The following is a 23,404-nucleotide window of genomic DNA, read 5'->3' as shown; positions in this document are numbered from 1 at the left end:
CCGTGCCCGCCACCGCCGGCGGCCGAGCGGCGCTCGCTCCAAGGAGGACCGACCGATGGCTCGCGACTTCGCGACGATCCGGCTCGACCTGTGGGCCGAGGACACGTTCCTGGCCCTGTCCGTCCCCGCCCAGTGGCTCTACCTCCGCCTCCTGGCCCACCCCTCGACGTCGTTCTGCGGGGTCGCCGACTTCCGGCCCCGCCGCCTGGCCGTGTCCTCGGAGACGGCGAGCGCAGACGCCGTCACCGCGGCCGCCCACGAGCTCGTCGAAGCCGGCTGGGCGGCCCTCGACGAGGACACCGAGGAGATCCTGCTGCGCCGCTTCCTGCGCGACGACGGGGTCCTGACCAACCCGAACCTGTCCGTGGCGGCCGGGAAGGACTTCTTCGACATCGCCTCCCGCTGGCTGCGCGGCATCGTCGTCCACGACCTGCGCAACCTGCACGCCGCCCGCCCCCACCTCGCCGGGTGGGCCCGCCTGCAGGACGTCCTGCGCCGTGACGGCATCAACCCCGACACCGGCCACAGCACCGGTCCCGACACCGCCCTCGACAGCCCCCGCCCTGGCCCCGACTCGACGGCGCTCGCGGACGACGCGAACCCCTCCGGAAGCCCCTCCGGAGGGGGCTCGCGAAGGCCCTCCGGAAGGGGCTCCGCAAGGGGGTCGACCAGCCCTTCGGGGAGCCCCTCGGTAAGGGGGTCCGGAAGGGGCTCGGTCAGCCCCTTCACCACGGTCTCCACGACCCCCTCCGGAAGGGCCTCCGGGACCCCCTCGGCAAGCCCCTCGGCAAACCCCTCCCGAACAACAGGCACCCTGCAACAGGCACCTGGCACCCCTCATCAGCACCCCGCCTCGACTTCGTCTGCGGCGGTCGCGGGCGCGGGCGAGCGCCCGGACGCGGGTGGGCGGGCGGGCACGCGCGAGGCCCCCGACCTCGACGCGGGTCCCGGACCGGACGCGGGGCAGGCTCCCGGCGCGGGCCCCGACCCCGAGGAGCGCGGGGACTCCCGGCACCCGACCGACCCAGCCGACCTGGTCGACCCGGCCGATCTCGGGGACCTGGGCGAGCTCGTCGACGAGCTCGTCGCGTCCCTGGCCGGCGCGGGCCTCACCGCCCGCTGGGACCGCCTCGACCCCGCCCAGCTGCGCGAGGTCGCCGACCTCGCCGACCACCACGGCGTCCAGGCCCTCACCGACGCCGCGGTCTCCGCCCACCGGCCCAGCTCCCCCGCCGGGTTCGCCCAGGCCTGGCTCGGCATCTGGCGGAGACTCACCACCCCCACCACCACCCCCAGGGCCCAGACCACGACCAGCCCCGACGGCGGCCCGCACGCCTCACCCACCGTGCCCGCCTCACCGGCCTGTCCCGAGCACTCCGACCAGCCCGCCGGACGCTGCCTGCGCTGTGCCCACGAGCACGTCCCCGCACCCACCTCGCTGCGAGAACTCCGCGACCAGCAACGCGCCACCCAGCGCGCCGACCAGCTCGCCCGGACCGCGTCGTGAACCACAACCCCCGCAACCCCGAACACACCCCGGGCCCCGACCACGTCCGCGCCGCCCTCGCCCTGCGCCGACGCACCCCACCCACCACCCGCCCCGCCCCAGCGGACGCCCGGACCGGGAGCGGACCCGCGCCCGCACCCACCCCCGAGGGCCACGACCAACGCCACGGCGCTCGCGGCCCGCTCACCGCCCGCCAGCTCGCCATCCGCGACCGGCCCTGCCCGCACTGCCACGCCGCCCGAGGCGACCCCTGCACAGCCCTCGGCTCCGGCCTCCCGCTCCCCGACGTCCACCCCTCCCGCCTCGCCGCAGACGACCCCGGCCGGCACCCCTGAACGCTGCCCCCGGCCTGTAGACCCCGCCAACCCCCCTGGCGGTGCGATCGATGGCCGGGGGCAGCCCCCAGCACCCGCGACGCCCACCACCCCATGACCAGCCCGAGAGGAGGACCGGTGCCCCAGCCCGACACCACCGAACTCACCCACTGCCCCGGCCAGCTCCCGCTACCCCTGCCGGACGACCTCGACGTCCTCGATGACGTCTGCGGGTGCAGCTCCGACGAGCACGACGACGCCCGGCCCGTCGAGGACGTCCCCGTCAGCCCCCGGTGGCAGATGTGAGCACGCTGCAGGTCTGCTGGCCGGTCATCGACGAGGCCCTGCTGACCGACCCGACCGCCCTCTGCGACGAGGCCCGCGCCGACCTTCCCGCGGTCGCCGCCCGGCACCACGCCGTCCTCGACCCTGGCGCCCGGCCGCGGGTCCGGCTCGTCCCCGCCGACCAGGCGCCCGTCGACCTGGGCGCGGCGTGGGTCGTCGTCGCCGAGGTCCCCGCCCGCGACGACCGCACCCCCGTCGTCGTCGAGTTCCCGAGCTGGCGGGCGGCGTCATGACCGAGACCCCGATCCAGCTCTGGCACTACTGCTGTGATCACTCCGCTCGCGGCATCCGAGCGACCAGGATCGTCCGCCCCATCTGGCAGCCGCTGCTGCACCTCGAGCTGTCCTGGTGGACCGACCTGACACCGCCGGATCGCCTCGGGCTGGGTCTCACCTCGCAGATCCTCAGCTGCGACCGCATCGCCCACCGCTTCCACCCGACCACGGCATCGCGGGGTCTCGTCGAGCCCTGGTTGACCTGGCTGCAACGACAACCCGCCACCCTGCGACAACTCGGCCGCGAGTTGCACCTTCCCGGAACCCTCCCGCGGCATTGGCACGTCGCTGAGCGACCTGTGCACGTCCAGGCAGGGACCACCTCATGAGCCTGCACCAGAACGCGCACAGCTCCTGGGTCGCCCGCGACGTCCGCCGCCGGCTCCTCGCCCGACAGACGTCCGTCGCCCGCCTCGACCAGGCCATGGCCGACCGGGGCTGGCCCGGCGCTGACCCCGTCAACCCCGTCGGCGCCCTCCACGGCCTGCTCCTCGGCCGCCGCGACCTCATCGAGCGCGAGCACACCGCCCTCGCCGTCGCCCTTCAGCTCCCCAGCGACTTCTACGACCGACGCGAGACCCCACGTCTGTGGACCCTCTGGGCCCGCCTGACCCGACGGAGAACCTCATGAGACTGAACATCGACTGGCAGTGGCCCACCGGGTCCCTCGTCGAGCTGGACCGCAGCGACCTGCAGGCCATGCAGGCCGCGGGCATCGACGTCAACGACCTCGACGCCGTCGGGAACCACGTCCAGGCGCAACTCAAGGACCCCGAGCACCGGAAACTCTGGCTCCGCCGCATCGAGGACGACTGGACCGACCGCTCGGAAGGCGACTTCGACGTCATCAACATCGCCGTCGAGGACAGCCGGTGAGCGCCGCCGAGGAGCGCGCAGCCCTACTGCGCATCGCCGAAACCGAGGCCAACGACGTGGCCGCCGGCGCGGCCTGCCTCATCGGCCACGGGCAACTCCGTGACCCCGGCAACCCCGCCGGGTGGCTGTGCGGGTGCCAGGTCGTCCCCCGCCCCGGGGAGATGCACGCCCGGCACCAGGCCACCGAAATCCTCGCCCTCCTCGACCGGCGCAGGGGCGCACGACGGGCGGCGGGCCCCAATGCGTGACGACTCCTCTGCAGCCCGGGCCGGGAAACTCCGTGCGGCGCTCGCCGACATCGAGACGCTGCACGACGCCACGTACGAGCCGCCCGTCGACCCCGCCCGTGCGCACCGGCCACCAGCGTCCCGACCCCCGGTACCGGTAGGGCCTCTGTCGGCCCGCCAGCACGCCGGCCGCCGCCTCGCCGAGATGGTCTGCCTCGTCTGCGAGCGCCGGGACATCACGACCCGGTCCTCGCTCGACGACGGGGCCCCGCGCCTGGCCCGGTGGGTGTCGCAACACGCCGACTGGATCTGCGAGCAGCCCGACCTGGACTGGCGCGTCGAGGACCTCGAGCTCATCGCCACCGACGTCCGCCGCGCCGCCGAACCCGCGGGCATCCGCCGGGCGAAGGTCGGGCCGTGCCCGCACTGCGCCGGCACCCTCATCGCGTGGATCGACGACCAACGCGCCCTACCCGGCCGGATCGCCTGCGACGGCGCCGGTCACACCTGGGAGCGGGAGCAGTGGCCCCTTCTCGGCCGGATCATCGACCCCACCCCCGACTACCTCACCGCCCACGAGCTCGCCGCGTGGTTGACGCGGCGCCACGGGCTGGGCCGCACCATCACCGTCGAGCGGGTCCGGCAGTGGGTTGCTCGCGGTCACCTCGACCGCATCGACGACGACGAGCTCGGCCGGCCGCGCTACGACAAGCACGAGGCCGCCCGGTTCTGGCAGGACTGGCGGGTCCAACACGTCAGCTAAGCGCCCGGGCTGCGAATGACCGACTTCGCTTGAACGAACGTGAGCTATGCGAAACTGTTTGCATGGTGAAGCCGGTGAAGCAGCATGTTCTATCAAGAACCCTACTAGGTCGGTGGTTCTGGAAAGACCAGATGATCGTCTGTGCAAATTTGTCCTCCGGTAAGACCGCTCACTTCAAGGGCTCGAAGGCATTCGGCTGGGAGGCGAATTTCATCGAGCACGATCCCGAGGCCGCCGAAGAGTTATGGAAAACAGTTGAGAACCGAATGCCGGATGCATTTAAATCGCTAGATCAATGTGACGAACCTATCCCAGCAGAAGAAGCCGACCTGATCCGCGATTGCATGGCTTTGCACTGGGCGCGCTCGCGAGCCATGCGCACGGCCATGCAGAGGGTCGAGACCCGTTTTATGAACCAGGCCGTGGAGGAGATCAAGGATTCCATGAAACAACTCTTCCCAAGTGGCACGTGCTCTGACGAGGCTTTAGGGCTGCTTGAGAGGATCGTTCAGGAGGGGCCGGACGAACTGCGAGACGGCCGCCACTTCTCGAGTCGCGTACCTGAATACTTCGACCTCGCCAAAGCAATATTTCGACACTCCTCTCTCCATATCTTTGACGCCCCCGCGGGCTGGGAGTTTGCATTGGGGGACGCGCCGGTGCTTACCACATCCGAATACATTGACGGAGGTCTCGGCCCCCACCAAGGGGTGGCTCTCGGGGATGCAGAACTCATATTGATGCCGTTTGGGCCGAAGGTGGCAGTGGCATTGGCTGCGAGCCCTCCAGCTCGCAGTGTTGCCACGGTGGAGCAGGTGCGCTGCATAAATGCTTGGCAGGTTCGTGCCGCCGAGAAAGAAGTCTTCTACCGCAAGAACTGGCCTGCCGTAATGACCGTTCGACGCTTAATCGAGGCTCGAACCGAGCGGGATGGGTGCTGAATAGCGGCGACCCGCTGCCAGGACCGGCGACGGAACGAAAACCCTGGACGGCGCCTCTTCACGCCGCTCGTGCGGCCACGACAAGCTGCCGTGACGAGATCCCCACCGATGGGTTAACGTGACGGTCATCGGGGAGGAGTGTCTCTCCCGTCGCCCTGCCGATCACCGGGCGCCCGATCCACACCTGCCGACCGGCGCCCTCCCGCGCCCGGGGCAGCCCCACCCGCCTGGAGGGTCCCGTGGCCGCGCCCGTCTTCCGTCCCGTCCGCACCGGCGGGTTCGTCCACCCCGGCATCGTGAACTCCGCCGCCTCGCTAGAGACGATGCAGCTGCGCGCCGCCGCCGGGGTACCGGCCACCCTCGCCGCGGTGGAGAAGCTCCGCGCCAGCCGCTACGCCCGGCTCTCCTGGTCCGCGCGGCCCGTCGCCTCGGTGGCCTGCGGGTCCGGCGCGAACGTCGGCTGCGCTGCCGAGACCGACGACGCCCAGGCCGCCTACACCCACGCCCTCCTCTGGACCCTGATTGGCGACCCCCGCCATGCGGCGAGGGCCATCGAGATCCTCAACGGCTGGTCGGCCGTGCTCACCGAGCACCGCTTCGACACCCGCCAGCACGAGAACGGCCTCCTGCAGGCCGCGTGGGGGGCGCAGACCTTCACCAAGGCCGCCGAGCTCATCCGCTACTCCGGCGCCGGGTGGGCCGCCGACGACATCGCCCGGTTCGCGTCCATGCTCCGGACCGCGTTCCTGCCCCGGGTCCGCGACGGGTGGAAGGCCGGCGCCTCGAACTGGCAGCTGTCCATGGCCGAGGCCACGATCAACATCGGCGTGTTCCTCGACGACCAGGCCGTGTTCGCCGACGGGATCGGCGACTGGCGTGAGCAGACCCGGGCCCATATCGTCTCCGACAGTGACGGTATCCGGCCACTCGTCCCGGCGAACACCACCGTGACCGAGGCCTACCTGGCGACCTACTGGAAGAACCCGCGCCGATGGGTGCCGGGCCTCTCGCAGGAGACGTGCCGCGACCTCAGCCACGCCGCGATGTTCTTCGCCGCCGCGCTCGCCGGCGCCGAGACCGCCCGCATCCAGGGCATGGACCTCTTCGACGAGGAGTCCGAGCGGCTGCGGACCGGCATGGAGTTCCACGCCCGCACCTTGAACGCCATGGCGCAGGGCCAGACCCCCGCCGACTGGCCCGGGCGGGACGCACCCAAGCTCGGCGGCACCGCCTGGGCGCTCACCTGGGCCGTCGGCCTGAACCATTACCAGGGCCGCCTCGGCTACCCCATGCCGCACAGCGAGGCCCTGCTCGAGCGCATCCGCCCGACTGGCACCGGCCTGCACATGAACTGGGAGACCCTGACCCACGGACCGAACCGTCCGGCCTGATGCCCTGCCGGAACTGCGGGCGACCCGGCCACACCATCTGCCCGACCTGCCAGCGCGCCGCACGCGGCGGCACTACCACCGCCCGCGGATACGGAGCCAAGCATCGGCGAGCACGAGCCGCGTGGGTCGAACGCATCGCCGCCGGCGAGCGCCCGACCTGCCGACGCTGCCGCCGGCCCATCGAACCCGATCAGCCCTTCGACCTCGGCCACCAGGCTGACCGAGCCGCCCCGACCTGGCCCGAGCACCGAGCCTGCAACCGGGGCACGAACCGCTAGCGGATCCTCTTCACGATGCCTCGCGAGGGCACCTTCGCGGTGACGGCGGCCACGCTGCGCAACGCGATGACCGATCTGCCCTCGTCCAAGATCAGACCCTCCGCGCCGAGCTCGGTGAGCCGACCGGTAATTGCATCGCCTCCGGTCGTGAGCCGCACGCGCACACTCTTCCCCACCAGCTTGCTGATGGCCTCGTTCAGATCGGCACCCTCGCTCGCGCTCATGTCGTCACGCTAGGACGGGACTCATCGCCAACGGTGTCCACGGCGTGTCTCCCCGGGGGGCGGTCCGAAGTCCAGCGGCGCAGGGTCAGGCACGACCCGCACCAGCCGTACGCGCGCGTGCACAACCTCACCCCCGTTTTTCGGTCCGCCGGGATTTCCCATGATCGTTTCCGGGGCCGGGCGAGCCGCATGATCACGACGTAGCCGGGGAGGTGGTCCACCGTGCCCGGTCGCAAGCCCGTCGAGCAGAAGCGGCGCACCGGCCGCGCCCCGGGCAAGGACTCCGCCGGCCGCGACCTCCCCGGCGGGGGGAACGTCCGGGCGCTGCCGGGTGCCGACGGGGTGCCGCCGTGCCCGCCCTCGTTGGTCGACGGCGGCGCGGGGGCCGCGCGGTGGGAGAAGCTCTGGCGCGAGGCGAAGGACTGGCTGGCGCCCGGCACCGACTGGCACCTCCTCGTCCGGCTGTGCGAGGCCGAGGACCTGCGCGCCGGGATGCGCGAGGCGCTCGCGGAGACCGGGTTCTTCGTCATGGGCTCGATGGGCCAGCAGCGCCCGAACCCGCTCATCGACAAGCTGCGCCTGCACGACGCCGAGATCCTGCGGATGGAGCGCGAGTGCGGGCTCACCCCGGCCGCCCGCGGCGCCCTGGGCGTCGGCGAGGTCGGCGGGGACAAGCCCGCCTCGCCGCTGGACGAGATCCTCCGCCAGGCCGCCAGCCGGGGCCGGAAGTCCGGGTGAGCACCGCCACCCTGACCGGCCCGCCCCGGGCGCGGCGGGCACCGGTCAAGCCGTGGCCGCCGCGGTGGCTGACCCCGGTCCCCCGCGCCGACCTACGCCGCAGCGACGGGCCCCTGTACTCCCAGCTGGTCAACGCCACCTGCCGGATCACGAAGGACTCCGTGGCCGGCCCGGCCGGGCACCTGATCCGGCTGCGACCCTGGCAGGAGCAGCTGCACCGGCACCTCTTCGCCCGCCGCCCCGACGGGCTCCTCCGTCACCGCGTCGGCCTCATCGGCATCGCCCGGAAGAACGGGAAGTCCGGGATCGGGTCGGGCACCGCGATCGGCTCGATGCTCCTCGGCCCGGCCGGCGGTGAGGTGTACTCCTGCGCCGGGGACCGCGACCAGGCCTCCATCGTCTTCAACGACGCGAAGAAGATGGTCGAGGCCGACGAGCACCTGTCCAAGGCGATCAAGGTGTGGTCGAAGGTCCTCGAGGTCCCCGCCACCGGCACCACCTACCGGGCCCTGTCGGCCGACGCGTTCACCAAGGAGGGCAAGAACCCCTCCGCCGTCATCTTCGACGAGGTGCACGTCCAACCCACCCGGGAACTCTGGGACGTCATGGCCCAGGCGCAGGGCGCCCGCGAGGAACCCCTGATGATCGGCATCACGACCGCCGGGGTGAAGACCGACCGCACCGGGCGAGACTCGTTGTGCTACAGCCTGTACCAGTACGGCGTCCAGATCGCGCTCCGCGAGATCGACGACCCCACGTTCTTCATGGCCTGGTGGGAACCCCGCGCCGGCGCCGACGCCCCCCACGACGACCCCCGCACCTGGCGGGAGGCGAACCCCGGGTTCGACGACCTCGTCTCCGCCGCCGACTTCGAGTCCGTCGTGCGCCGCACCGAGGAGAACGAGTTCCGCACCAAGCGGTGCAACCAGTGGGTGTCCTCGGCCCGGGCGTGGCTGCCGAACGGCCGGTTCGAGTCCCTCGCCGACCCCGCCCGCTACCCCGGCGGCCCACCCGAGGGCACCCGCGTCGTCCTGGCCTTCGACGGGTCGAAGTCCGGAGACTCCACCGCGCTGCTCGGCTTCACCGTCGAGGAGCGGATGCACATGTTCGTCGTGGGCATCTGGGAGAAGGACCACCGCGACCCGAACTGGCGGGTCCCCCGCGGGGAGGTCAAGCAGGCCGTCCGGGCCGCGGCCCGCCGCTACGACGTCCCCGAGGTCTCCTGGGACGACTACATGTGGCAGGACGCCCGCGAGGAGCTGCAGGACGAGGGCCTGCCCATCGAGCCCTACCCGCAGACGCCCGAACGGATGGGCCGGGCCACCCAGCGGTTCTACGAGGCCGCGATGGACGGCACCTTCAGCCACGACGGGGACCCCCGCATGACCCGGCACTTCGCCAACGCCGTCCCGAAACCCACCAGCCGCGGGTTCGCCCGCATCACCAAGGAGTCCCCGGACTCCCCCCTGCGCATCGACGCCGCCGTCACCGGTGTCTTCGGCTCCGAGCGGGCCGAGTGGTGGCTGAACAACGGCGACCCCGACGCCCCGAACATCTGGTGAGGAGGAACCCCGTGCAGTGGATCGCCCCGACCGCCCTCGTCGTCGGCGTCGGCCTCCTCGTCGCCGCCGTGGCCGGCCTCGCCGGGCTCTGGTGGGCCCTGGCCGCCGCCGGCGCCGCCCTGGTCCTGTTCGCCGTGCTCGACGAACGCGGCCGGCAGCTGGCCGGCGCCCGAGCGGACGTCACCGGCCGCGAAGGGCGCGTCACCGGGGCCGCCCGGTCCGACACGGGTGAGGTCGCGGCCGCCGAGCCCGCCGCCGGGCCCGCCCGGACGTTGCCGCGCGGGTGGGGTGCTGCGTGAGGGCCCTGTCCGCGCTCGCCGGTCTCGGCAGCCCCGGCCGCCGTGAGGCGTCGCTGGAGAACCCGAACGTGCCCATCACCGGCGGCCGGCTGCTGTCGGAGGTCAGCGACCCCGCGGAGCTGTGGTCCGACGGCGGGGGCGGGGACCGCACCGTCACCCGGGTCGGCGCGGCCCTGCGCTGCGTGCAGATCATCGCGGGCACCATCGCGGGCTGCCCGATCAACGTGACCCGCCGCGCCGACCGCTCCAGCGTCGACGTGCCGTGGCTGCGGGCCACCACCCCGGGCACCACACCGTTCGAGATGATGGAGACCGCCGTCGCGCACGTCGCGCTGCGCGGCAACGCGTTCCTGCGCAAGCTCCGCTCCCGCGACGGGCGCATCCAGGGCCTGCTGCCCATCCACCCCACCCGGGTTCGGGTCGAGGTCGTCGACGCCACCGAGATCGGTCGGCCGTTCGCGAAGCTGTTCGTCGTCGACGGCAAGATTCCCTTGACGGAGTACGACGTCATGCACGTCCCGGGCCTGTCCCTGGACGGGGTCACCGGCATCTCCATCATCGAGAACGTCCGCCGCACCTTCCAGCTCGCGGAGTCCGCCGAGCGGATGGCCACCCGCTTCTACGAGCGCGGCATGCTGCTGTCCGGGTTCCTCTCCACCGAGCAGGACCTCGACGCCACGAAGGCCGACATCCTCAAGGAGCGGTGGCGGGCCAAGCTCTCCGGGATCGACTCCGCCTACGACGTCGCCGTCCTGGACAAGGGCACGAAGTTCCAGCAGCTGTCCCTGTCCCCCGCCGACGCGCAGTTCCTGGAGACCCGGAAGTTCCAGACCACCGAGATCGCCCGCATGTTCGGACTGCCAGGCTGGGTCCTCAACGACCAGGAGAAGTCCACCTCCTGGGGATCGGGCATGGAGCAGCAGTTCACCTCCATGGTCATCCTCACGTTCAAGGCCTACATGCAGCGCTTCGAGCAGCGCCTCACCGCGGAGTGCCTGAACCCCATCGCGGAGAAGGCCGAGTTCAAGGTCGAAGGCCTGCTGCGCGGGGACTCCAAGGCCCGCGCCGCGTTCTACTCCTCCGGCATCACCAACGGCTGGATGGTCCCCAACGAGGCCCGCGAGCTCGAGGACATGCCCCCCGTCTCCTGGGGCGACGAGCCCTACCGGCCCTTCAACGAGCCCGCCGGCGGATCCAGCGACCCGGCCGACGACGACCCCGCCGACAACCCCGACGACGACCAGCAGGACTGAGGAGGCGCATCGTGACCCACCGCTCCGCCGGCACCAGCACGGTGCTGGAGACCCGCACCCGCGACCTGAGCGACATCGACGCCCGGGTCATCCGCGCCGCCGACGACGCCACCCCGCAACGATTCGTCGGGCACGCCGCGGTCTTCAACTCCCGCACCGCCATCGGCAACCCGCTGTCGTGGTGGGGCTGGTACGAGGAGGTCGCCGACGGCGCCTTCGACAAGACCCTCGGCGAGGGCGACGCCCGCTTCCTCGTCGACCACGACACCCGGATGCTGGTGGCCCGCGTCTCCGCCGGTGACCTGCGCCTGAACACCGACGACATCGGCCTGGCCGTCGACGCCGACCTCGACGACGAGCTGTCCTACGTCCGTGACCTGGCGCGCAACCTGGAGAAGCGCCGCGTCACCGGCATGTCGTTCGGGTTCTACGTGGTGCGCGACGAGTGGTCGACCATCGAGGTCGAGGCCGAGGTCGGTGGCAGCACCGACGTCGTGCAGGTCGACCTCCGCCGCCTGACCGAGCTGCGCCTCCTCGAGGTCTCCGCGGTCACCTTCCCCGCCTACGACGCCACCGACGCCGGGCTGCGCGCCATGACCGACGAGGTCCGCGCCGCGCGCAACCGCCCGGCCCGCCCCGATCCTTCCGCCGCGCCTGACGGCGGAACCTCCGCGCCGGAGGACCCCGCGGGGTCCTCCACCCGGAGGAAGGACCCCGCGCCACCCGCTGGCACCCGGGGAGTCACGGCACTGGACCGACGAGCCCGTGAGCTCGCGGCCCGCTACTCCCTGACCCTCCCCCCGAAGGAGAACTGATGAACGAGCGTCTGCGGCGCCTCCTCGAGCAGCGCGCCACCGCCTGGGCCCAGGTCCAGGACATCCGCGAGCGTCTGGAGCGGGAGAACCGCGACCTGACGACTGAGGAGAACGAGACCTACGAGCGCGGCCTGGCCGACGTCGAGCGTCTCTCCCAGGACATCGAGCGCGAGGAGCGCGCCGAGCGGCAGCACCGCCTCGTCGACGACCTCGCCCCCGACAACCGCAGCACCCCGCCGCGCTCCGAGGACCCTGAGCGTGACTCCGGTGAGGAGTACCGCGACGCGTTCGGCCGCTACCTGCGCCGTGGCCTGGGGCGACTGAGCGGGGAGGAGCAGGACCTGCTGCAGCGCGGGTTCGTCGACTCCCCGGAGATGCGCGCCCAGGGCGTCGGCAACGACGCCGCCGGCGGTTACACCGTGCCCGAGGAGTTCCTCCGGCGCATGACCGAGGCGCTGCGCGACTTCGGCGGGATCCTCTCCGTCGTCGAGGTCATGAACACCTCGACCGGCGCCGACATCCGCTGGCCCACCAGCGACGAGACGAACTCCAAGGGCGCCCTGCTCGACGAGAACACCCAGGTCACCGAGCAGGACCTGCTGCTCGGCACCACCAAGCTCGGCGCGTTCACCTACACCTCCAAGATTGTGCGGGTGTCCCTGCAGCTGCTGCAGGACACCGCCTTCGACCTGGAGACGTGGCTGCCGAAGAAGCTCGGCGAGCGCATCGGCCGGGCGAGCTCGGAGCACTTCGCCGTCGGTGACGGGGTGAACAAGCCCCAGGGCCTGTTCACCGCCCTCGGCGTCGGCAAGGAGACCGCCAGCGCGACCACGATCAAGTACGACGACCTGGTCGACCTCGAGCACTCCGTCGACCCGGCCTACCGCCAGGGCGGACGGGCCCGCTACCTGCTCTCCGACACCGGTCTGGCGGCCATCCGCAAGATCAAGGACGACCAGGGCCGGCCGCTGTGGTCTCCCGCGCTGGCCGAGGGGGTCCCCTCGACCATCAACGGGCGCCCGTACACGATCGACAACAACATCGCCTCGTTCGCGGCGGGCGCCAAGCCCATCGCGTTCGGCGACTTCAACGCCGCCTACGTCGCCCGCATCGTCGCCGGGGCGCAGACCCTGCGCCTCACCGAGCGCTACGCGGACTTCCTGCAGGTCGGGTTCCTCGGCTTCCAGCGCATGGACGGCCGCGTCAACGACGCCACCGCCGCGAAGGCCCTGAAGCTCAAGGCCGCCTGATTCTCGTAGCACCCGCCCACCGGTGAGCACCGGCGGGCACCGAACCGGTCCGGCCCGGGGCCTCGCACACCCGGGCCGGACCACCCCCCGCCCAGCACCACCCGAACCTGACCACTCGAACGAGGAGGACCTCATGGCCCAGGGAACCAGCCAGGACGGCGCCAAGAAGACCACGACCGCCGGCACGAGCAGCACGGCGGGCAGCACGGCGGGCAGCGGCGACACCGCGACGCCGCGCGACACCGCCGCCTCGGTGCCGCAGGCCAACACCGAACAGAACGAGGACACCCGCTCCGCGCCCACGGTCGACGTCGTGGCCATGCCCTCGATCAAGGCCGACGGCACCCCCGACCAGACGCCCGGGTTCAAGACGGTCGAGGAGGTCCGGGAGGCCGAGGACCGCGACTCCTCGGGCAGCACCGAGACCAGCACCGGCACCAGCACCGGCACCAGCACCGGCGCCGGCACCGCGCCCGGCAAGGACGACTGACCGTGGCCGGCGGCCGTCGACGCCCCGAGGAGTCGCGCGAGGTCAGCCGCGAGCCGCGCACCCGCGCGGCGGTGCAGCGCCCCGAGGACCACCAGGAGCGCCCGACGGTCGCCGCCACCCTCACCCGGCCCACCGAACCCCGGGGCGTGCAGCGCGGGGCCCACCACCCGGACCACCACGGGGACCACTACGAGGACGGGGAGGTCGAGCGGCGGTGATCGTCACCCTCGAGGAGTTCGCCGAGTTCATCCAGCACCCCACCGTCAAGGCCGACGAGCGCGACCGGCTGCAGCTGCACCTCGACGCGGCCGAGCTCGCGGTCATCGCCCGCTGCGGTCCCGTCGCCGCCGGCGAGCAGGTCATGCGGGTGCGGGCCAGCGGCCGCAACCTCGTCGTTCCGGCCACCAACCTCGCCTCGGTCGCCTCGATCCTCGACCCTCACGGCCAGGCCGTGCCCGTCGACCTGCAGCGCAGCAACCTCCTCGCCGGGGTCCTCACCGTCCCCCTGCGCGGCGACGGGTGGTGGACCGTCACCGCCACCGTCGAGGGCAGCGACACCCCCGCCGACGTGAAACTCGCCACCCTGGTCATCGCCTCGCACCTGTGGGAGACCCAGCGCGGCCGCGGCGCTCGCCCGAACCTCTTCAACGGCTCCGAGGACCCCTCGGCCGGCACCCCCCGCGGGTTCGCCCTCCCGGCCCGGGCGCTGGAGCTCCTGCGCCCCTACGAGATGCCGACCATCGCCTGATGCGCCCCCAGTCCGGCACCCGCCTCATCACCGCCTACACCGCGGTCCTGGACCTCCTCACCGCCCAGCTCGTCACCGTCGGGTTCGAGGTCATAGACGGGCCCCGGGCCGCGCAGAACCTGCCCAACGACGTGCTGCTGCTCGCCACCGGCGGAGACATCGGCATGACCATGACCCAGGCCCGGGCCGGGCTCGGCGCTCGCCGCGACGAGTCGTTCACCCTGCGAGCGGTGCTCTCCACCTGGTCCGGAGACACCGACCTCGGCGTCCGCCGCGAACGCATCGAGGCCGCCCTCAACGTCCTCGACCAGCTCACCACCGACCGGACCCTGTTCACCGGGGTGCTCGACGACCTGCGCCTGGGCGAGGACTTCGGCATGGAGCAGCAGCAGACCACCGACGGCGCCGTCATCGAGGTCGTCCTCACCCTCGTCGGCCGGATCCTGCGATGACCCCTGCGATGACGAGGCAGCGGTGAGCTCGAGCATCGAGGGCCGCCTGCAGGTCGCGGGTCTGGCCGACGCGCTGCGCCGCACCCCCGAGGAGCTGCGCACCGAGATCCGCCAGGCGCTGCGGCAGGCGGCCACCCCGATCCTCGCCGACGCCCGCCGCCGCGCGTCGTGGTCACGGCGCATCCCCGGCGCCATCAGCACCCGGGTGTCCTTCACCGGCAAGAACGCCGGGGTGCGCCTGCAGGTCGACGCGACCCGGGCTCCGCACGGGCGCCCCTACGAGGGCATCGTCGCGCGCGGGCAGCGCAAGGGGTTCCGTCACCCCGTCTACGCCGAGGGCGGTCACCGGGCTCAGTGGAAGTGGGTCACCTCCCCCTACCGGCCCTTCCTCGCCCCGGCCGTCCAGGCCGCCTCCGCGGCCACCGAGACCCGACTCCTCGAAGCCGTCGACGGCGTCCTGCGCCGCCGCGGCTTCTGAGCTCCGCGCGCCCGCACCCCGCCAGCACGCGGCTCCCCCCACACGGCACCCCGCCGAGCACGACCCCGACAGGAGAGGAAGGACCGGCCATGCCCGAGTTCATCTACGCGAAGCACCCCGACATCGACGGCGTGGCCTACCTGGCCCGGACCGCCCTGGACTCCTTGCCCGGGTGGGAGGAGTGCGAGAAGCCCGACCCCGAGGAGCGGGCCCAGGTCCGCGCTGAGGTCAACGGCGAGGAGACCGGCTCGGCCGGGCCCCGCAAGACCACGCGCAGCACCAAGACCGCCGACAAGAACTGACCCTCGGCCCCCGCCGAACCTCCCGGGCCCCCGCCCACCCCCCCCCGACCTGATCGACCGAAGGAGACACCACCGTGGCCATCACGACCGCGCCCAAGGCTCAGCGGTTCTTCAACGCTGGCATCACCGAGATCCTTTTCCTGCCGATCGTCGCGGCGTCCGCGCTGTCGTCCAAGGCGGCCGGGTACCTGAAGCCGACCGCGGCGGAGCTGAACAACGCCGTCCGGCTGTCCGACGACATCGCCGACATCGCCGGCTGGTCGGTCAGCTCCGGATTCATCGACACCCCCGACCTGGGCAGCCGGTTCACCAGCCGGATCACCGGGCGGACCACCAGCGACGACTCCTCGCTGACGTTCTACGCCGACCCCGACGGGCTCGACGCGCGCCGGGTCCTGCCCCGCACCACCAAGGGGTTCATCGTCGTCGCCGACGGCGGGTACGGGACCGCCGGGGACCTGGCCGACGTGTTCGCCGTCGAGGTCGGCTCGGTCGGCAAGGTCCGCTCCGTCTCCGACACCGCCATGCAGCTCACCATCGGCTTCGCGATCACCGCCCAGCCCGCCGAGGACGTCGCCCTCCCGGTCCCCGCGTGAGCGCACGGGACCGACTGGCGGGCAAGGCCCGCCGCCGCACGACCGTCTCCGTCGCGTTGCAGGACGCGACGGAGGCGGCCGCCGCGGTCGCCGAGGCCGAACGCGCGGTCTACCTCGCCCAGGCCGCCGGCGAAGAGACCGGCGAGATCAACCGCCTCGGTGACGTCGTCGAGGCCGCGCAGGCCGCCCTCGACGCCTGCCACGTCACCGTCGAGTTCCAGGCGCTCGCCCCCGCCGAGTGGGAGGGCCAGCAGCTGGACTTCGTGGGCAAGGACGGCGGCATCGACCAGGAGAAGTGGCAGCAGAACCTCCCCCTCCTCGCCGCCGCGTGCGCCGTGGACGAGGACCTGCAGGACGAGGACTTCTGGCGTGAGCAGCTGACCGGCGGCACCTGGTCGTTCGGTGAGGTCATCGCCCTGGGCCGCAAGCTGCTGTCGCTGAACACCAGCGGACCGGACGCCCGCGTCCCTTTCGCCTGATCCGAGACCCGCTCTTCGCGGCCCGCATGAACTACTGCGGGCCGCACGGGATCCCCCTGTCCACGTTCCTCGGCTGGGACCAAGCCGACCAGGACGCGGCTCTCGGCTGGTCGGCCCACGAAGCCCGCCGCTACCCCGACGGCTCCCACCCCGACGACTGGAACCCCGAACTCGGCGGGTCCCGACGCGCGTTCCACACCCACATCGACGTGCACCCCGGCGCCCAACTCATCGAGGCCGCGCAGGCCTCGGAGGAGTTCAGCGAGGCGGGCCGCGGGGCGCACGTCCACCTCATCACCGGCCCCGCATCCGAGTGCGCCCGCTGCCTGCGCACCGCCCGAACCCAGCGAGAGGAGTGACCCCGTGGCGAAGTCCTCCGACCTGATCATCCGGCTCAACGCCGACACGGGGAAGTTCGAGTCCGGGTTCAAGAACGCCGAGGCCTCGGCCAAGGCCTTCGAGCGCGAGCTCGCCAAGCTCGAGGCCCAGCAGCGGGAGATGGCCAAGCTTGAGGCGCAGGCCTACCGCGAGCAGCAGCAGCGCGACGAGGCCAAGGAACGCGCCATCCGCGAGATGGCGCGCCTGGAAGCGGCCGCCTACCGGGAGGAGCGGCAGAGGCAGGAGGCCAAGCAGCGCGCGATCCAGGAACTCGGGGACGCCGAACGTCAGGCCTACGCCGAGCAGGCCCGCCGCGACGCTGCCGCCGCCCGCCGCCAGGAGCAGCTCGCCGAGCAGGAGCGGCGGCGCATGGAGCGTCGCCGCGAGGCCATGGCCGACATCGGCCGCGCCCAGGTCGCCGCCGGAGCCGCCCTCGTCGCCGGGCTCCTCGTCTCGGTGCGCGCCGCGGTCGAGTGGGAATCGGCCTGGACCGGGGTCCAGAAGACCGTCAACGGCACCGAGGCCGAAATGGCCGACCTCGAGAAGCAGCTCCGTGCCATGTCCGGGGTCCTCCCGGTCAGCTCCACCGAGATTGCCAACGTCGCCGCGGCCGCCGGGCAGCTCGGCATCGAACGCAGCAACGTCGCCGCCTTCACCAAGACCATGGTCGACCTGGGGGTCTCCACCAACCTCTCCAGCGAGGAGGCGGCCACCACCCTGGCGCGGCTCATGAACATCATGGGCACCAGCCAGGCTGACGTCCGCCGGCTCGGATCCACCATCGTGGACCTGGGCAACAACTTCGCCACCACCGAGCAGGAGATCGCGGCCATGGCGCTGCGCATCGCCGGTGCCGGCAAGACCATCGGCTTGTCCGAGGCCGACGTCCTCGGCTTCGCCGCGGCCCTCTCCAGCGTCGGGATCGAGGCCGAGGCCGGGGGCTCCTCGATCTCCACCCTGCTCATCAACATGGCCGTGGCCGTCTCCGAGGGCGGATCCGACCTCGAAGGGTTCGCCCGCACCGCCGGCGTCAGCGTCGCGGAGTTCAAGCGCCTCTTCAAGGACGACGCCGCCGGCGCGTTCACCGCCTTCGAGACCGGCCTCAACGGGGTCATCACCTCCGGCGGGGACGCCTTCGCCGTCCTCGAGGACCTCGGCATCACCGAGATCCGTCAGCGTGACGCCGTGCTGCGCCTGGCGAACAACTACACCGGCCTGCGCGACTCCCTCGGACTGGCGAACAACGCCTGGATCGAGAACAACGCCCTCACCGTGGAGTCGGAGAAGCGCTACGCCACGGCCGCCTCGAAGTTCCAGCTGGCCAAGAACGCCCTGAACGAGCTTGGCATCGAACTCGGCGCGGAGCTCCTGCCGATGGTCGTGCAGGGCACCGAGGCCATCACCGGACTCACCCGCGAGGTCGCCGGGATGCCCGACGAGATGAAGACCGCCCTCGTGGTCGTCGGCACCCTCGGCGCCGGCATCCTCGGAGTCACCGGCTCCGCGGCGCTCGCCGCCCCTGCCCTGGCCCGCCTGGCCGAGAACCTGACCCTGCTCGGCCGCTCCGCCGGCGTCGCCCGGGCGCTATCGGCCACCGCCACCGTGCTGGCCGGGCCGTGGGGTGTCGCGATCGCCGGGGCCACCGTGGCCCTGGGGTTCCTCGTGTCCAAGCACATCGAGGCCAAGAACCGCGTGCACGACCTCACCGAGGCGATCCGCGCGGACTCCGGTGTCGTCGCGGAGAACACCCGCCAGCACATGGCCAAGCAGCTCGCCGACGACGGCACCCTCCGTCGGGCCAAGGACCTCGGGCTGAGCCTGCCGCTCATCACGTCGGCCTACCTCGGCAACAAGGACGCGCTGGCCGAGCTGACCGGGGAGTACCACAAGGCCAAGGACGCCGCCGACCGTCGCGCCGCGGCCGACGCTGCCACGCTGGAGCAGATCTCCGCGGGCACCAACCTGACCGAGGGGCGCACGCAGGCCGAACGCGATGCAGCGGCGGCCGAGATCGCCCGGGTCGGCACGCTGGGTGAGCTCGTGCGCGCCGCGGAGCAGTCCAGCGGGCAGACCGCCGAGGCCACCGCGGCCGCCGAGGACTACGTGGCCGCCCAGGAGGAGGTCGAACGGGCCTCGGCCGGTGCGGCGGAGAGCATCGAGGAGCTCGGCGCCCGGGTCGGGCTGACCGAGGACGAGTTCACCAAGCTCACCGAGTCGATGGCCGAGCAGATCGCCGGGTTCATTGACTTTAACGGCACCTACACGACGCTGCTGCAGCAGCGGCAGCAGGCCGAGCAGGAAGCCGCCCAGAAGGCCGGGGAGGCCGCGGGCAAGACCGCCGACGCCTGGAAGGACGCGGGCAAGAACGCGAAGGTGTCGTTCCGCGACTTCGTGGCCGAGCTGGAGAAGCAGGTCGAGGCCCAGGACCGCTACGTCGAGAACATCTCGCTGCTGGCCGGGCGCGTCTCGACGGCCGCCCTGCAGAAGATCATCGAGATGGGGCCGACCGCCGCGCCGCTGGTGGCCGACGCGATCGCCAACGGCACCCAGGAGGGGTTCGACCGGCTCTCCGACCTGGCCGCGCGCGGGTCGGCCTCCACCTTCGCGGGCATCCAGCAGCAGATCGTCTCCGCCCAGCCCAAACTCACCCAGGCCGCGCGCCAGCTCGGGCAGTCCACCGCGGACTACTTCTCCGCCGCACTCGGCCGCGGCGAGATCACCGCCGCCGAGGCGATCCGCCGGATCGACGCGATCATCGCCGCCGCGGACTTCCTGCCGCAGACCGCGGCCGTCCTCGGGCAGGAGACCGCCGACCGCTACAGCGCCGGGCTGCGCGACGGATCCCTCACCGTGCAGGACGTCGTCCACGACATCGACCTCAGCCTGGCGAAGCTGCCCACCGACACCACCACGACGCTCAAGGTCGACGGCAAGGACCGCTCGATCCGCGACATCGACGCGCTGAAGACCGCGCTCAACAACGTCCCGAACCGCACGGTCACCCTGACCACCCTGCTCACCGGGAACATCGTCAACGCGAACCTGGCGAAGGCGGCCGCCGACCCCCGCTACGGCTACGGGGTGCTCAAGGCCCAGGGCGGGCCGATCTCCGGGCCCGGCGGTCCCACCGACGACCGGATCCCCGCCTGGCTCTCCGACGGTGAGTACGTCATCAAAGCCAGCGAGACGAAGAAGCACCGGCGCCTGCTCGACCTCATGAACTCCGGGCAGCTGCCCGCCGACGCGCTCCACTTCGCCGTCGGCGGCCCGGTCCTGCACAACGAGGTCCAGACGCGCCTGCCCTCCATGAACGCGATCAACTCCGCGTGGCGCAACGTCATCGCCGGACCGGCGAAGTCCATGCAGGCGGCCGCCGACGCCGCGGCCGACGCCGCCGACAACGTGGGCTCGACCGCGCTCGGGGGCGGCACCGGCCCCGGCGGGTGGCAGTGGCAGATCGCCACGCTGCGCAAGCAGTTCCCGGGCCTCGGCCTGAACTCCGCGTTCCGGCCCGGTTCCAAGACCGTCAGCGGCAACGCCAGCTACCACTCCCGCGGCCGGGCCGTCGACGTCCCCCCGCGCATGGACGTCTTCAACTGGCTCCTGGCCAACTACGGCCGCACGTCGCCGGAGATCATCTACAGCCCGGCCGGCGGCCGCCAGATCAAGAACGGTGCCCCGCACCTGTACTCCGGCGCCGTCCGCGCCATGCACTTCAACCACGTGCACTGGGCCTACGACCAGGGTGGTGTCGCCTCCGGCACGGGCCTGCTGCCCAAGCTCACCCCCCGCCCCGAACGCGTCCTGTCCCCGGAGCAGACCGAGAGCTTCGACCGGCTCGTCGACGTCCTCGGCGGTGGCCGCTACGCCACCGGCGGCCTCGTCGTGCAGATGCCGAGCAAGACCACGGGGCTGCAGAACACCACCGACACCGCCGCCTACCTCCGCCAGGCCATGACCGAGGTCCTGGTCAAGGTCGACGACCGCGAGCTGCGCCGCGCCACCACCGCCTACGCCGCCTTCAACTCCGCCGCGGTCGCCGCGCAGAAGGAACTCGCCGCGGCCAAGGCCACCGCCGACGAGTTCGCCGACGCCGCGCGCGACGCCGTCTCGGCCTACGAACGCGACCAGGGCAAGCTGCAGTCCTCCATCGACGACGTGACCGCCGCGGAGAAGGCGGCCACCGCCGCTCGCCGGGAGCTGAACGAGGCCACGAAGGCCAAGGACACCGACAAGGCCACCCGCGCCCGGGAGAACCTCGCCCAGGCCGAGGAGAAGCTGGGCGAGGTGTGGGCGGCCAACCGTACCGCCCAGGGCGACGTCGCCGTCAGCTACGCCCACATGATCGCCATGCAGGGCAAGGCCGACCAGGCCAGCCAGAAGCTCACCGCGGCCACCGCCAAGGAGGCCTCCGCGGCCGTCTCGGCCAGCGCTGCCAAGGACCGCCAGGCCGCCGCGGAGCAGAAGCTCAACGACGCGAAGGCCGCGGCGCTCGCCTACGCCAAGCGCATCGCGGCGGCCGCGATGTCCGGCTCCGAGCTCACCGGCCTGTTCTCCGCCACCGACGTCGTGCGCGGCCTGGAGTACGCGCAGAAGGCCTACGCCGCCAGCGTCGAGCAGGCCTACAAGACCACCGACCCGACCGAGTACCAGTCCAAGATCGACCAGCTCGCCGAGGCCGGCCAGCGGCTGCAGGCCTCCCAAGCCGCCAACGGCGCGAGCTACGCCACCCAGCGCGAGACCATCGCGGCCACCCGCATCGAGGTCGAGAAGCTGGCGCTCTCCTACGGCTTCACGTCCGAACAGGCCCGCGCGCTGGCCGAGTCCTCGGTCCCGCTGATGAACTCCGGGGAGACCCTCGTCGCCAGCCTGGAGCGCCAGCTCAAGGCCGTGGTCGGGTTCTCGCAGTCGATCTCCACCCTCCGCTCCCTCGGCCTCTCCCAGGGCCTCATCGACCAGATCCTCGAGGCCGGCCCGCAGAAGGGCTACGAGCTGGCCCAGGAGCTGATCTCCGGGGGCAAGGGCATGGTCGACCGGCTCAACGCCCTGCAGCGCGAGCTGGAGGCAGCCAGCAACAAGCTCGGCCAGACCGCGGCCACCTCGGTCTACGGCGTCTCGACGAAGCAGACCGGCACGACCGCCACCACGCCGACCTCGACCCTGCCGAGCCTGGGGACGGTGAAGCTGCCCGGGGTCACGCTGCGGGCCCGCGGGGGCTACGTGACCGGCCCGGGCGGGCCCACCGACGACCTCGTACCGGCCATGCTCTCGGCCGGGGAGTTCGTCATGTCCGCGGCCGCCACGCGCGGGATCACCCGCCCGGTCCTGGAGGGCATGAACGCGCGCCGCAGCGTCGGCACGCCGTCGCGCCCTGCCCCGGTCACCGTGATCGTGCAGGCGCCCGAGGCTCCGCCCGTCAGCACCATCGGCTCGATCTTCGGGTCCGTCACCGTGGCCGACCCCGGCGCCGCGGACCTGCTCTGGCGCCGCGCCGGCGCTGTCGCCGGACCGCTCGGGGTCGGAGGGGGACGCTGATGCTGTTGCGCCTGGAGGAACCCACGCTCGGCGTCCTGCGCCTGGAGCCGCGCTACGGGTTCCGGCCTTCCCGCCTCGACCTCGGGTTCCCCACCGCCCGGGCGGTGTCGGAGGACCGGGTCAACGCGCACGGCACCATCGACTCCACCCAGCTCTACGGCTCCCGCGCCGTCACGATGAGCGTGGCCGTGGTCGGCAACTCCGACGGGGAGTCCGGCTGGCCCTACCGGCGCCGCGACCTTCTCGACCGCCTCCGCGCGTTCCTGAACCCCGGGCGCCGCTCCTACCTCTACATCGACGACGAGGACGGCACCGCCGAACGCCGCGTGCTCCTGCGCGGAGACAGCGCTGGCGCCCCCATCGAGACCCCCGGCTACGCCGAGGTGTCGCTCGGGTGGGTCGCACCAGAAGGCATCCTCGAACTGGGCACGCAGCTGCTCGTCCCCGTACCCGCCGTGCCACCGAGCCCGGCCGGGCGCTCCTACCCCCGCCGCTACCCGCTGCGCTACCCGCGGTTCTCCGCCGCCGGAGCGCAGGGCGTCGTGAACATCGGCACCGAGCCCGCGGCCCCCATCTACCGGATCTTCGCGTCCAAGAACCCCGCGATCATCAACCCCGACACCGCGACCGTGCTCGCCTTCGGCGGCACCGCGCTCACCGGCACCGTGCAGCTCGTCGGCTCGCAGTACATCGAGGTCGACGTCCGCAACGCCACCGCCTACTACAACGGCGACCGGACGCAATCCGCCTACGGGTCCATCGATTTCGCGCGCAGCAGCTTCGCGTGGCTGGCCCCGGGCTCCAACCGGCTGCGCCTCGTTTCCGAAACCCAGGACCCCGCCGCCCGGGTCGACGTCCTGTACCGACCCGCCTGGATCTGAGGAGAAA

The 23,404-nt window shown here is 72.2% G+C and carries 28 protein-coding genes; 27 read left to right on the top strand and 1 reads right to left on the bottom strand.

The window, feature by feature from the left end:
• The first annotated feature begins 55 nt into the window (after nucleotides 1-55).
• The 10 genes from ACFFKU_RS06970 to ACFFKU_RS06925 all read left to right on the top strand — a co-directional run bounded on the left by ACFFKU_RS06970 (nucleotide 56) and on the right by ACFFKU_RS06925 (nucleotide 6,639).
• Nucleotides 56-1,507 carry a hypothetical protein gene (locus tag ACFFKU_RS06970; protein ID WP_380136761.1) on the top strand — a complete coding sequence of 484 codons (1,452 nt, stop codon included), beginning with the start codon at nucleotides 56-58 and terminating at the stop codon, nucleotides 1,505-1,507.
• Between the two features lie 452 nt (nucleotides 1,508-1,959).
• Nucleotides 1,960-2,127, top strand: coding sequence for a hypothetical protein (locus ACFFKU_RS06965; RefSeq protein WP_380136760.1), 168 nt, complete (start codon nucleotides 1,960-1,962; stop codon nucleotides 2,125-2,127).
• Nucleotides 2,124-2,399: a hypothetical protein gene (locus ACFFKU_RS06960; protein WP_380136759.1), complete on the top strand. Its 276-nt coding sequence runs from the start codon at nucleotides 2,124-2,126 to the stop codon at nucleotides 2,397-2,399. Before ACFFKU_RS06965 ends, ACFFKU_RS06960 begins: the two co-directional genes overlap by 4 nt.
• Nucleotides 2,396-2,770 carry a hypothetical protein gene (locus tag ACFFKU_RS06955; protein WP_380136757.1) on the top strand — a complete coding sequence of 125 codons (375 nt, stop codon included), beginning with the start codon at nucleotides 2,396-2,398 and terminating at the stop codon, nucleotides 2,768-2,770. The genes ACFFKU_RS06960 and ACFFKU_RS06955 overlap by 4 nt, the downstream gene beginning before the upstream one ends.
• Nucleotides 2,767-3,072, top strand: coding sequence for a hypothetical protein (locus ACFFKU_RS06950; protein WP_380136755.1), 306 nt, complete (start codon nucleotides 2,767-2,769; stop codon nucleotides 3,070-3,072). Before ACFFKU_RS06955 ends, ACFFKU_RS06950 begins: the two co-directional genes overlap by 4 nt.
• On the top strand, nucleotides 3,069-3,317 hold the full coding sequence (locus tag ACFFKU_RS06945; RefSeq protein ID WP_380136754.1) for a hypothetical protein: 249 nt from the start codon (nucleotides 3,069-3,071) through the stop codon (nucleotides 3,315-3,317). The genes ACFFKU_RS06950 and ACFFKU_RS06945 overlap by 4 nt, the downstream gene beginning before the upstream one ends.
• A complete protein-coding gene (locus ACFFKU_RS06940) occupies nucleotides 3,314-3,565 on the top strand; it encodes a hypothetical protein (RefSeq protein WP_380136752.1) in 252 nt (83 codons plus the stop codon). The genes ACFFKU_RS06945 and ACFFKU_RS06940 overlap by 4 nt, the downstream gene beginning before the upstream one ends.
• A gap of 184 nt (nucleotides 3,566-3,749) precedes the next feature.
• Nucleotides 3,750-4,307 carry a hypothetical protein gene (locus ACFFKU_RS06935; protein ID WP_380136750.1) on the top strand — a complete coding sequence of 186 codons (558 nt, stop codon included), beginning with the start codon at nucleotides 3,750-3,752 and terminating at the stop codon, nucleotides 4,305-4,307.
• A gap of 62 nt (nucleotides 4,308-4,369) precedes the next feature.
• Nucleotides 4,370-5,248: a DUF4238 domain-containing protein gene (locus ACFFKU_RS06930; protein ID WP_380136749.1), complete on the top strand. Its 879-nt coding sequence runs from the start codon at nucleotides 4,370-4,372 to the stop codon at nucleotides 5,246-5,248.
• A gap of 239 nt (nucleotides 5,249-5,487) precedes the next feature.
• Nucleotides 5,488-6,639 carry an alginate lyase family protein gene (locus tag ACFFKU_RS06925; RefSeq protein WP_380136748.1) on the top strand — a complete coding sequence of 384 codons (1,152 nt, stop codon included), beginning with the start codon at nucleotides 5,488-5,490 and terminating at the stop codon, nucleotides 6,637-6,639.
• A gap of 274 nt (nucleotides 6,640-6,913) precedes the next feature.
• Here the strand turns inward: ACFFKU_RS06925 and ACFFKU_RS06920 are convergent, their stop codons facing one another.
• Entirely contained in the window at nucleotides 6,914-7,141 is a 228-nt protein-coding gene (locus ACFFKU_RS06920) for a hypothetical protein (protein WP_380136746.1), read from the bottom strand.
• Nucleotides 7,142-7,363: 222 nt separating this feature from the next.
• Here ACFFKU_RS06920 and ACFFKU_RS06915 point away from each other — a divergent pair, with 222 nt between their 5' ends.
• The 17 genes from ACFFKU_RS06915 to ACFFKU_RS06835 all read left to right on the top strand — a co-directional run bounded on the left by ACFFKU_RS06915 (nucleotide 7,364) and on the right by ACFFKU_RS06835 (nucleotide 23,397).
• Nucleotides 7,364-7,879, top strand: a complete 516-nt coding sequence (locus ACFFKU_RS06915; protein WP_380136744.1) for a P27 family phage terminase small subunit — start codon at nucleotides 7,364-7,366, stop codon at nucleotides 7,877-7,879.
• A complete protein-coding gene (locus ACFFKU_RS06910; protein ID WP_380136743.1) occupies nucleotides 7,876-9,441 on the top strand; it encodes a terminase large subunit domain-containing protein in 1,566 nt (521 codons plus the stop codon). Before ACFFKU_RS06915 ends, ACFFKU_RS06910 begins: the two co-directional genes overlap by 4 nt.
• A gap of 11 nt (nucleotides 9,442-9,452) precedes the next feature.
• The gene (locus ACFFKU_RS06905) at nucleotides 9,453-9,740 is read left to right on the top strand and encodes a hypothetical protein (protein WP_380136742.1); all 288 of its coding nucleotides are present in this window, start codon (nucleotides 9,453-9,455) and stop codon (nucleotides 9,738-9,740) included.
• Nucleotides 9,737-10,993, top strand: a complete 1,257-nt coding sequence (locus ACFFKU_RS06900) for a phage portal protein (RefSeq protein WP_380136741.1) — start codon at nucleotides 9,737-9,739, stop codon at nucleotides 10,991-10,993. The genes ACFFKU_RS06905 and ACFFKU_RS06900 overlap by 4 nt, the downstream gene beginning before the upstream one ends.
• Nucleotides 10,994-11,004: 11 nt before the next feature.
• On the top strand, nucleotides 11,005-11,808 hold the full coding sequence (locus ACFFKU_RS06895; protein WP_380136739.1) for an HK97 family phage prohead protease: 804 nt from the start codon (nucleotides 11,005-11,007) through the stop codon (nucleotides 11,806-11,808).
• Entirely contained in the window at nucleotides 11,808-13,058 is a 1,251-nt protein-coding gene (locus ACFFKU_RS06890) for a phage major capsid protein (RefSeq protein ID WP_380136738.1), read from the top strand. Before ACFFKU_RS06895 ends, ACFFKU_RS06890 begins: the two co-directional genes overlap by 1 nt.
• A 133-nt stretch (nucleotides 13,059-13,191) precedes the next feature.
• Nucleotides 13,192-13,548 carry a hypothetical protein gene (locus ACFFKU_RS06885; protein ID WP_380136737.1) on the top strand — a complete coding sequence of 119 codons (357 nt, stop codon included), beginning with the start codon at nucleotides 13,192-13,194 and terminating at the stop codon, nucleotides 13,546-13,548.
• A 2-nt stretch (nucleotides 13,549-13,550) separates the two neighbouring features.
• Nucleotides 13,551-13,766 carry a hypothetical protein gene (locus ACFFKU_RS06880; RefSeq protein WP_380136735.1) on the top strand — a complete coding sequence of 72 codons (216 nt, stop codon included), beginning with the start codon at nucleotides 13,551-13,553 and terminating at the stop codon, nucleotides 13,764-13,766.
• Nucleotides 13,763-14,296, top strand: a complete 534-nt coding sequence (locus ACFFKU_RS06875; protein ID WP_380136734.1) for a hypothetical protein — start codon at nucleotides 13,763-13,765, stop codon at nucleotides 14,294-14,296. The genes ACFFKU_RS06880 and ACFFKU_RS06875 overlap by 4 nt, the downstream gene beginning before the upstream one ends.
• Nucleotides 14,296-14,748, top strand: coding sequence for a hypothetical protein (locus ACFFKU_RS06870; protein ID WP_380136733.1), 453 nt, complete (start codon nucleotides 14,296-14,298; stop codon nucleotides 14,746-14,748). Before ACFFKU_RS06875 ends, ACFFKU_RS06870 begins: the two co-directional genes overlap by 1 nt.
• A 22-nt stretch (nucleotides 14,749-14,770) precedes the next feature.
• Nucleotides 14,771-15,226, top strand: coding sequence for an HK97 gp10 family phage protein (locus tag ACFFKU_RS06865; protein WP_380136731.1), 456 nt, complete (start codon nucleotides 14,771-14,773; stop codon nucleotides 15,224-15,226).
• 89 nt (nucleotides 15,227-15,315) lie between these two features.
• Nucleotides 15,316-15,528: a hypothetical protein gene (locus tag ACFFKU_RS06860; protein ID WP_380136730.1), complete on the top strand. Its 213-nt coding sequence runs from the start codon at nucleotides 15,316-15,318 to the stop codon at nucleotides 15,526-15,528.
• Between the two features lie 74 nt (nucleotides 15,529-15,602).
• Nucleotides 15,603-16,124 carry a phage tail tube protein gene (locus ACFFKU_RS06855; protein ID WP_380136729.1) on the top strand — a complete coding sequence of 174 codons (522 nt, stop codon included), beginning with the start codon at nucleotides 15,603-15,605 and terminating at the stop codon, nucleotides 16,122-16,124.
• Nucleotides 16,121-16,603: a hypothetical protein gene (locus tag ACFFKU_RS06850; protein ID WP_380136728.1), complete on the top strand. Its 483-nt coding sequence runs from the start codon at nucleotides 16,121-16,123 to the stop codon at nucleotides 16,601-16,603. Before ACFFKU_RS06855 ends, ACFFKU_RS06850 begins: the two co-directional genes overlap by 4 nt.
• 26 nt (nucleotides 16,604-16,629) lie before the next feature.
• The gene (locus ACFFKU_RS06845; protein ID WP_380136727.1) at nucleotides 16,630-16,962 is read left to right on the top strand and encodes a hypothetical protein; all 333 of its coding nucleotides are present in this window, start codon (nucleotides 16,630-16,632) and stop codon (nucleotides 16,960-16,962) included.
• Nucleotides 16,963-16,966: 4 nt separating this feature from the next.
• On the top strand, nucleotides 16,967-22,516 hold the full coding sequence (locus ACFFKU_RS06840) for a phage tail tape measure protein (protein ID WP_380136725.1): 5,550 nt from the start codon (nucleotides 16,967-16,969) through the stop codon (nucleotides 22,514-22,516).
• Nucleotides 22,516-23,397, top strand: coding sequence for a phage distal tail protein (locus ACFFKU_RS06835; protein ID WP_380136724.1), 882 nt, complete (start codon nucleotides 22,516-22,518; stop codon nucleotides 23,395-23,397). The genes ACFFKU_RS06840 and ACFFKU_RS06835 overlap by 1 nt, the downstream gene beginning before the upstream one ends.
• The last annotated feature ends 7 nt before the right edge of the window (nucleotides 23,398-23,404 follow it).

Source organism: Kineococcus gynurae (assembly GCF_042433995.1).
Taxonomy (GTDB): domain Bacteria; phylum Actinomycetota; class Actinomycetes; order Actinomycetales; family Kineococcaceae; genus Kineococcus; species Kineococcus gynurae.
The sequence above is the reverse complement of the archived record's forward strand: the minus strand, read 5'-3'. Positions and strand labels throughout refer to the sequence as shown.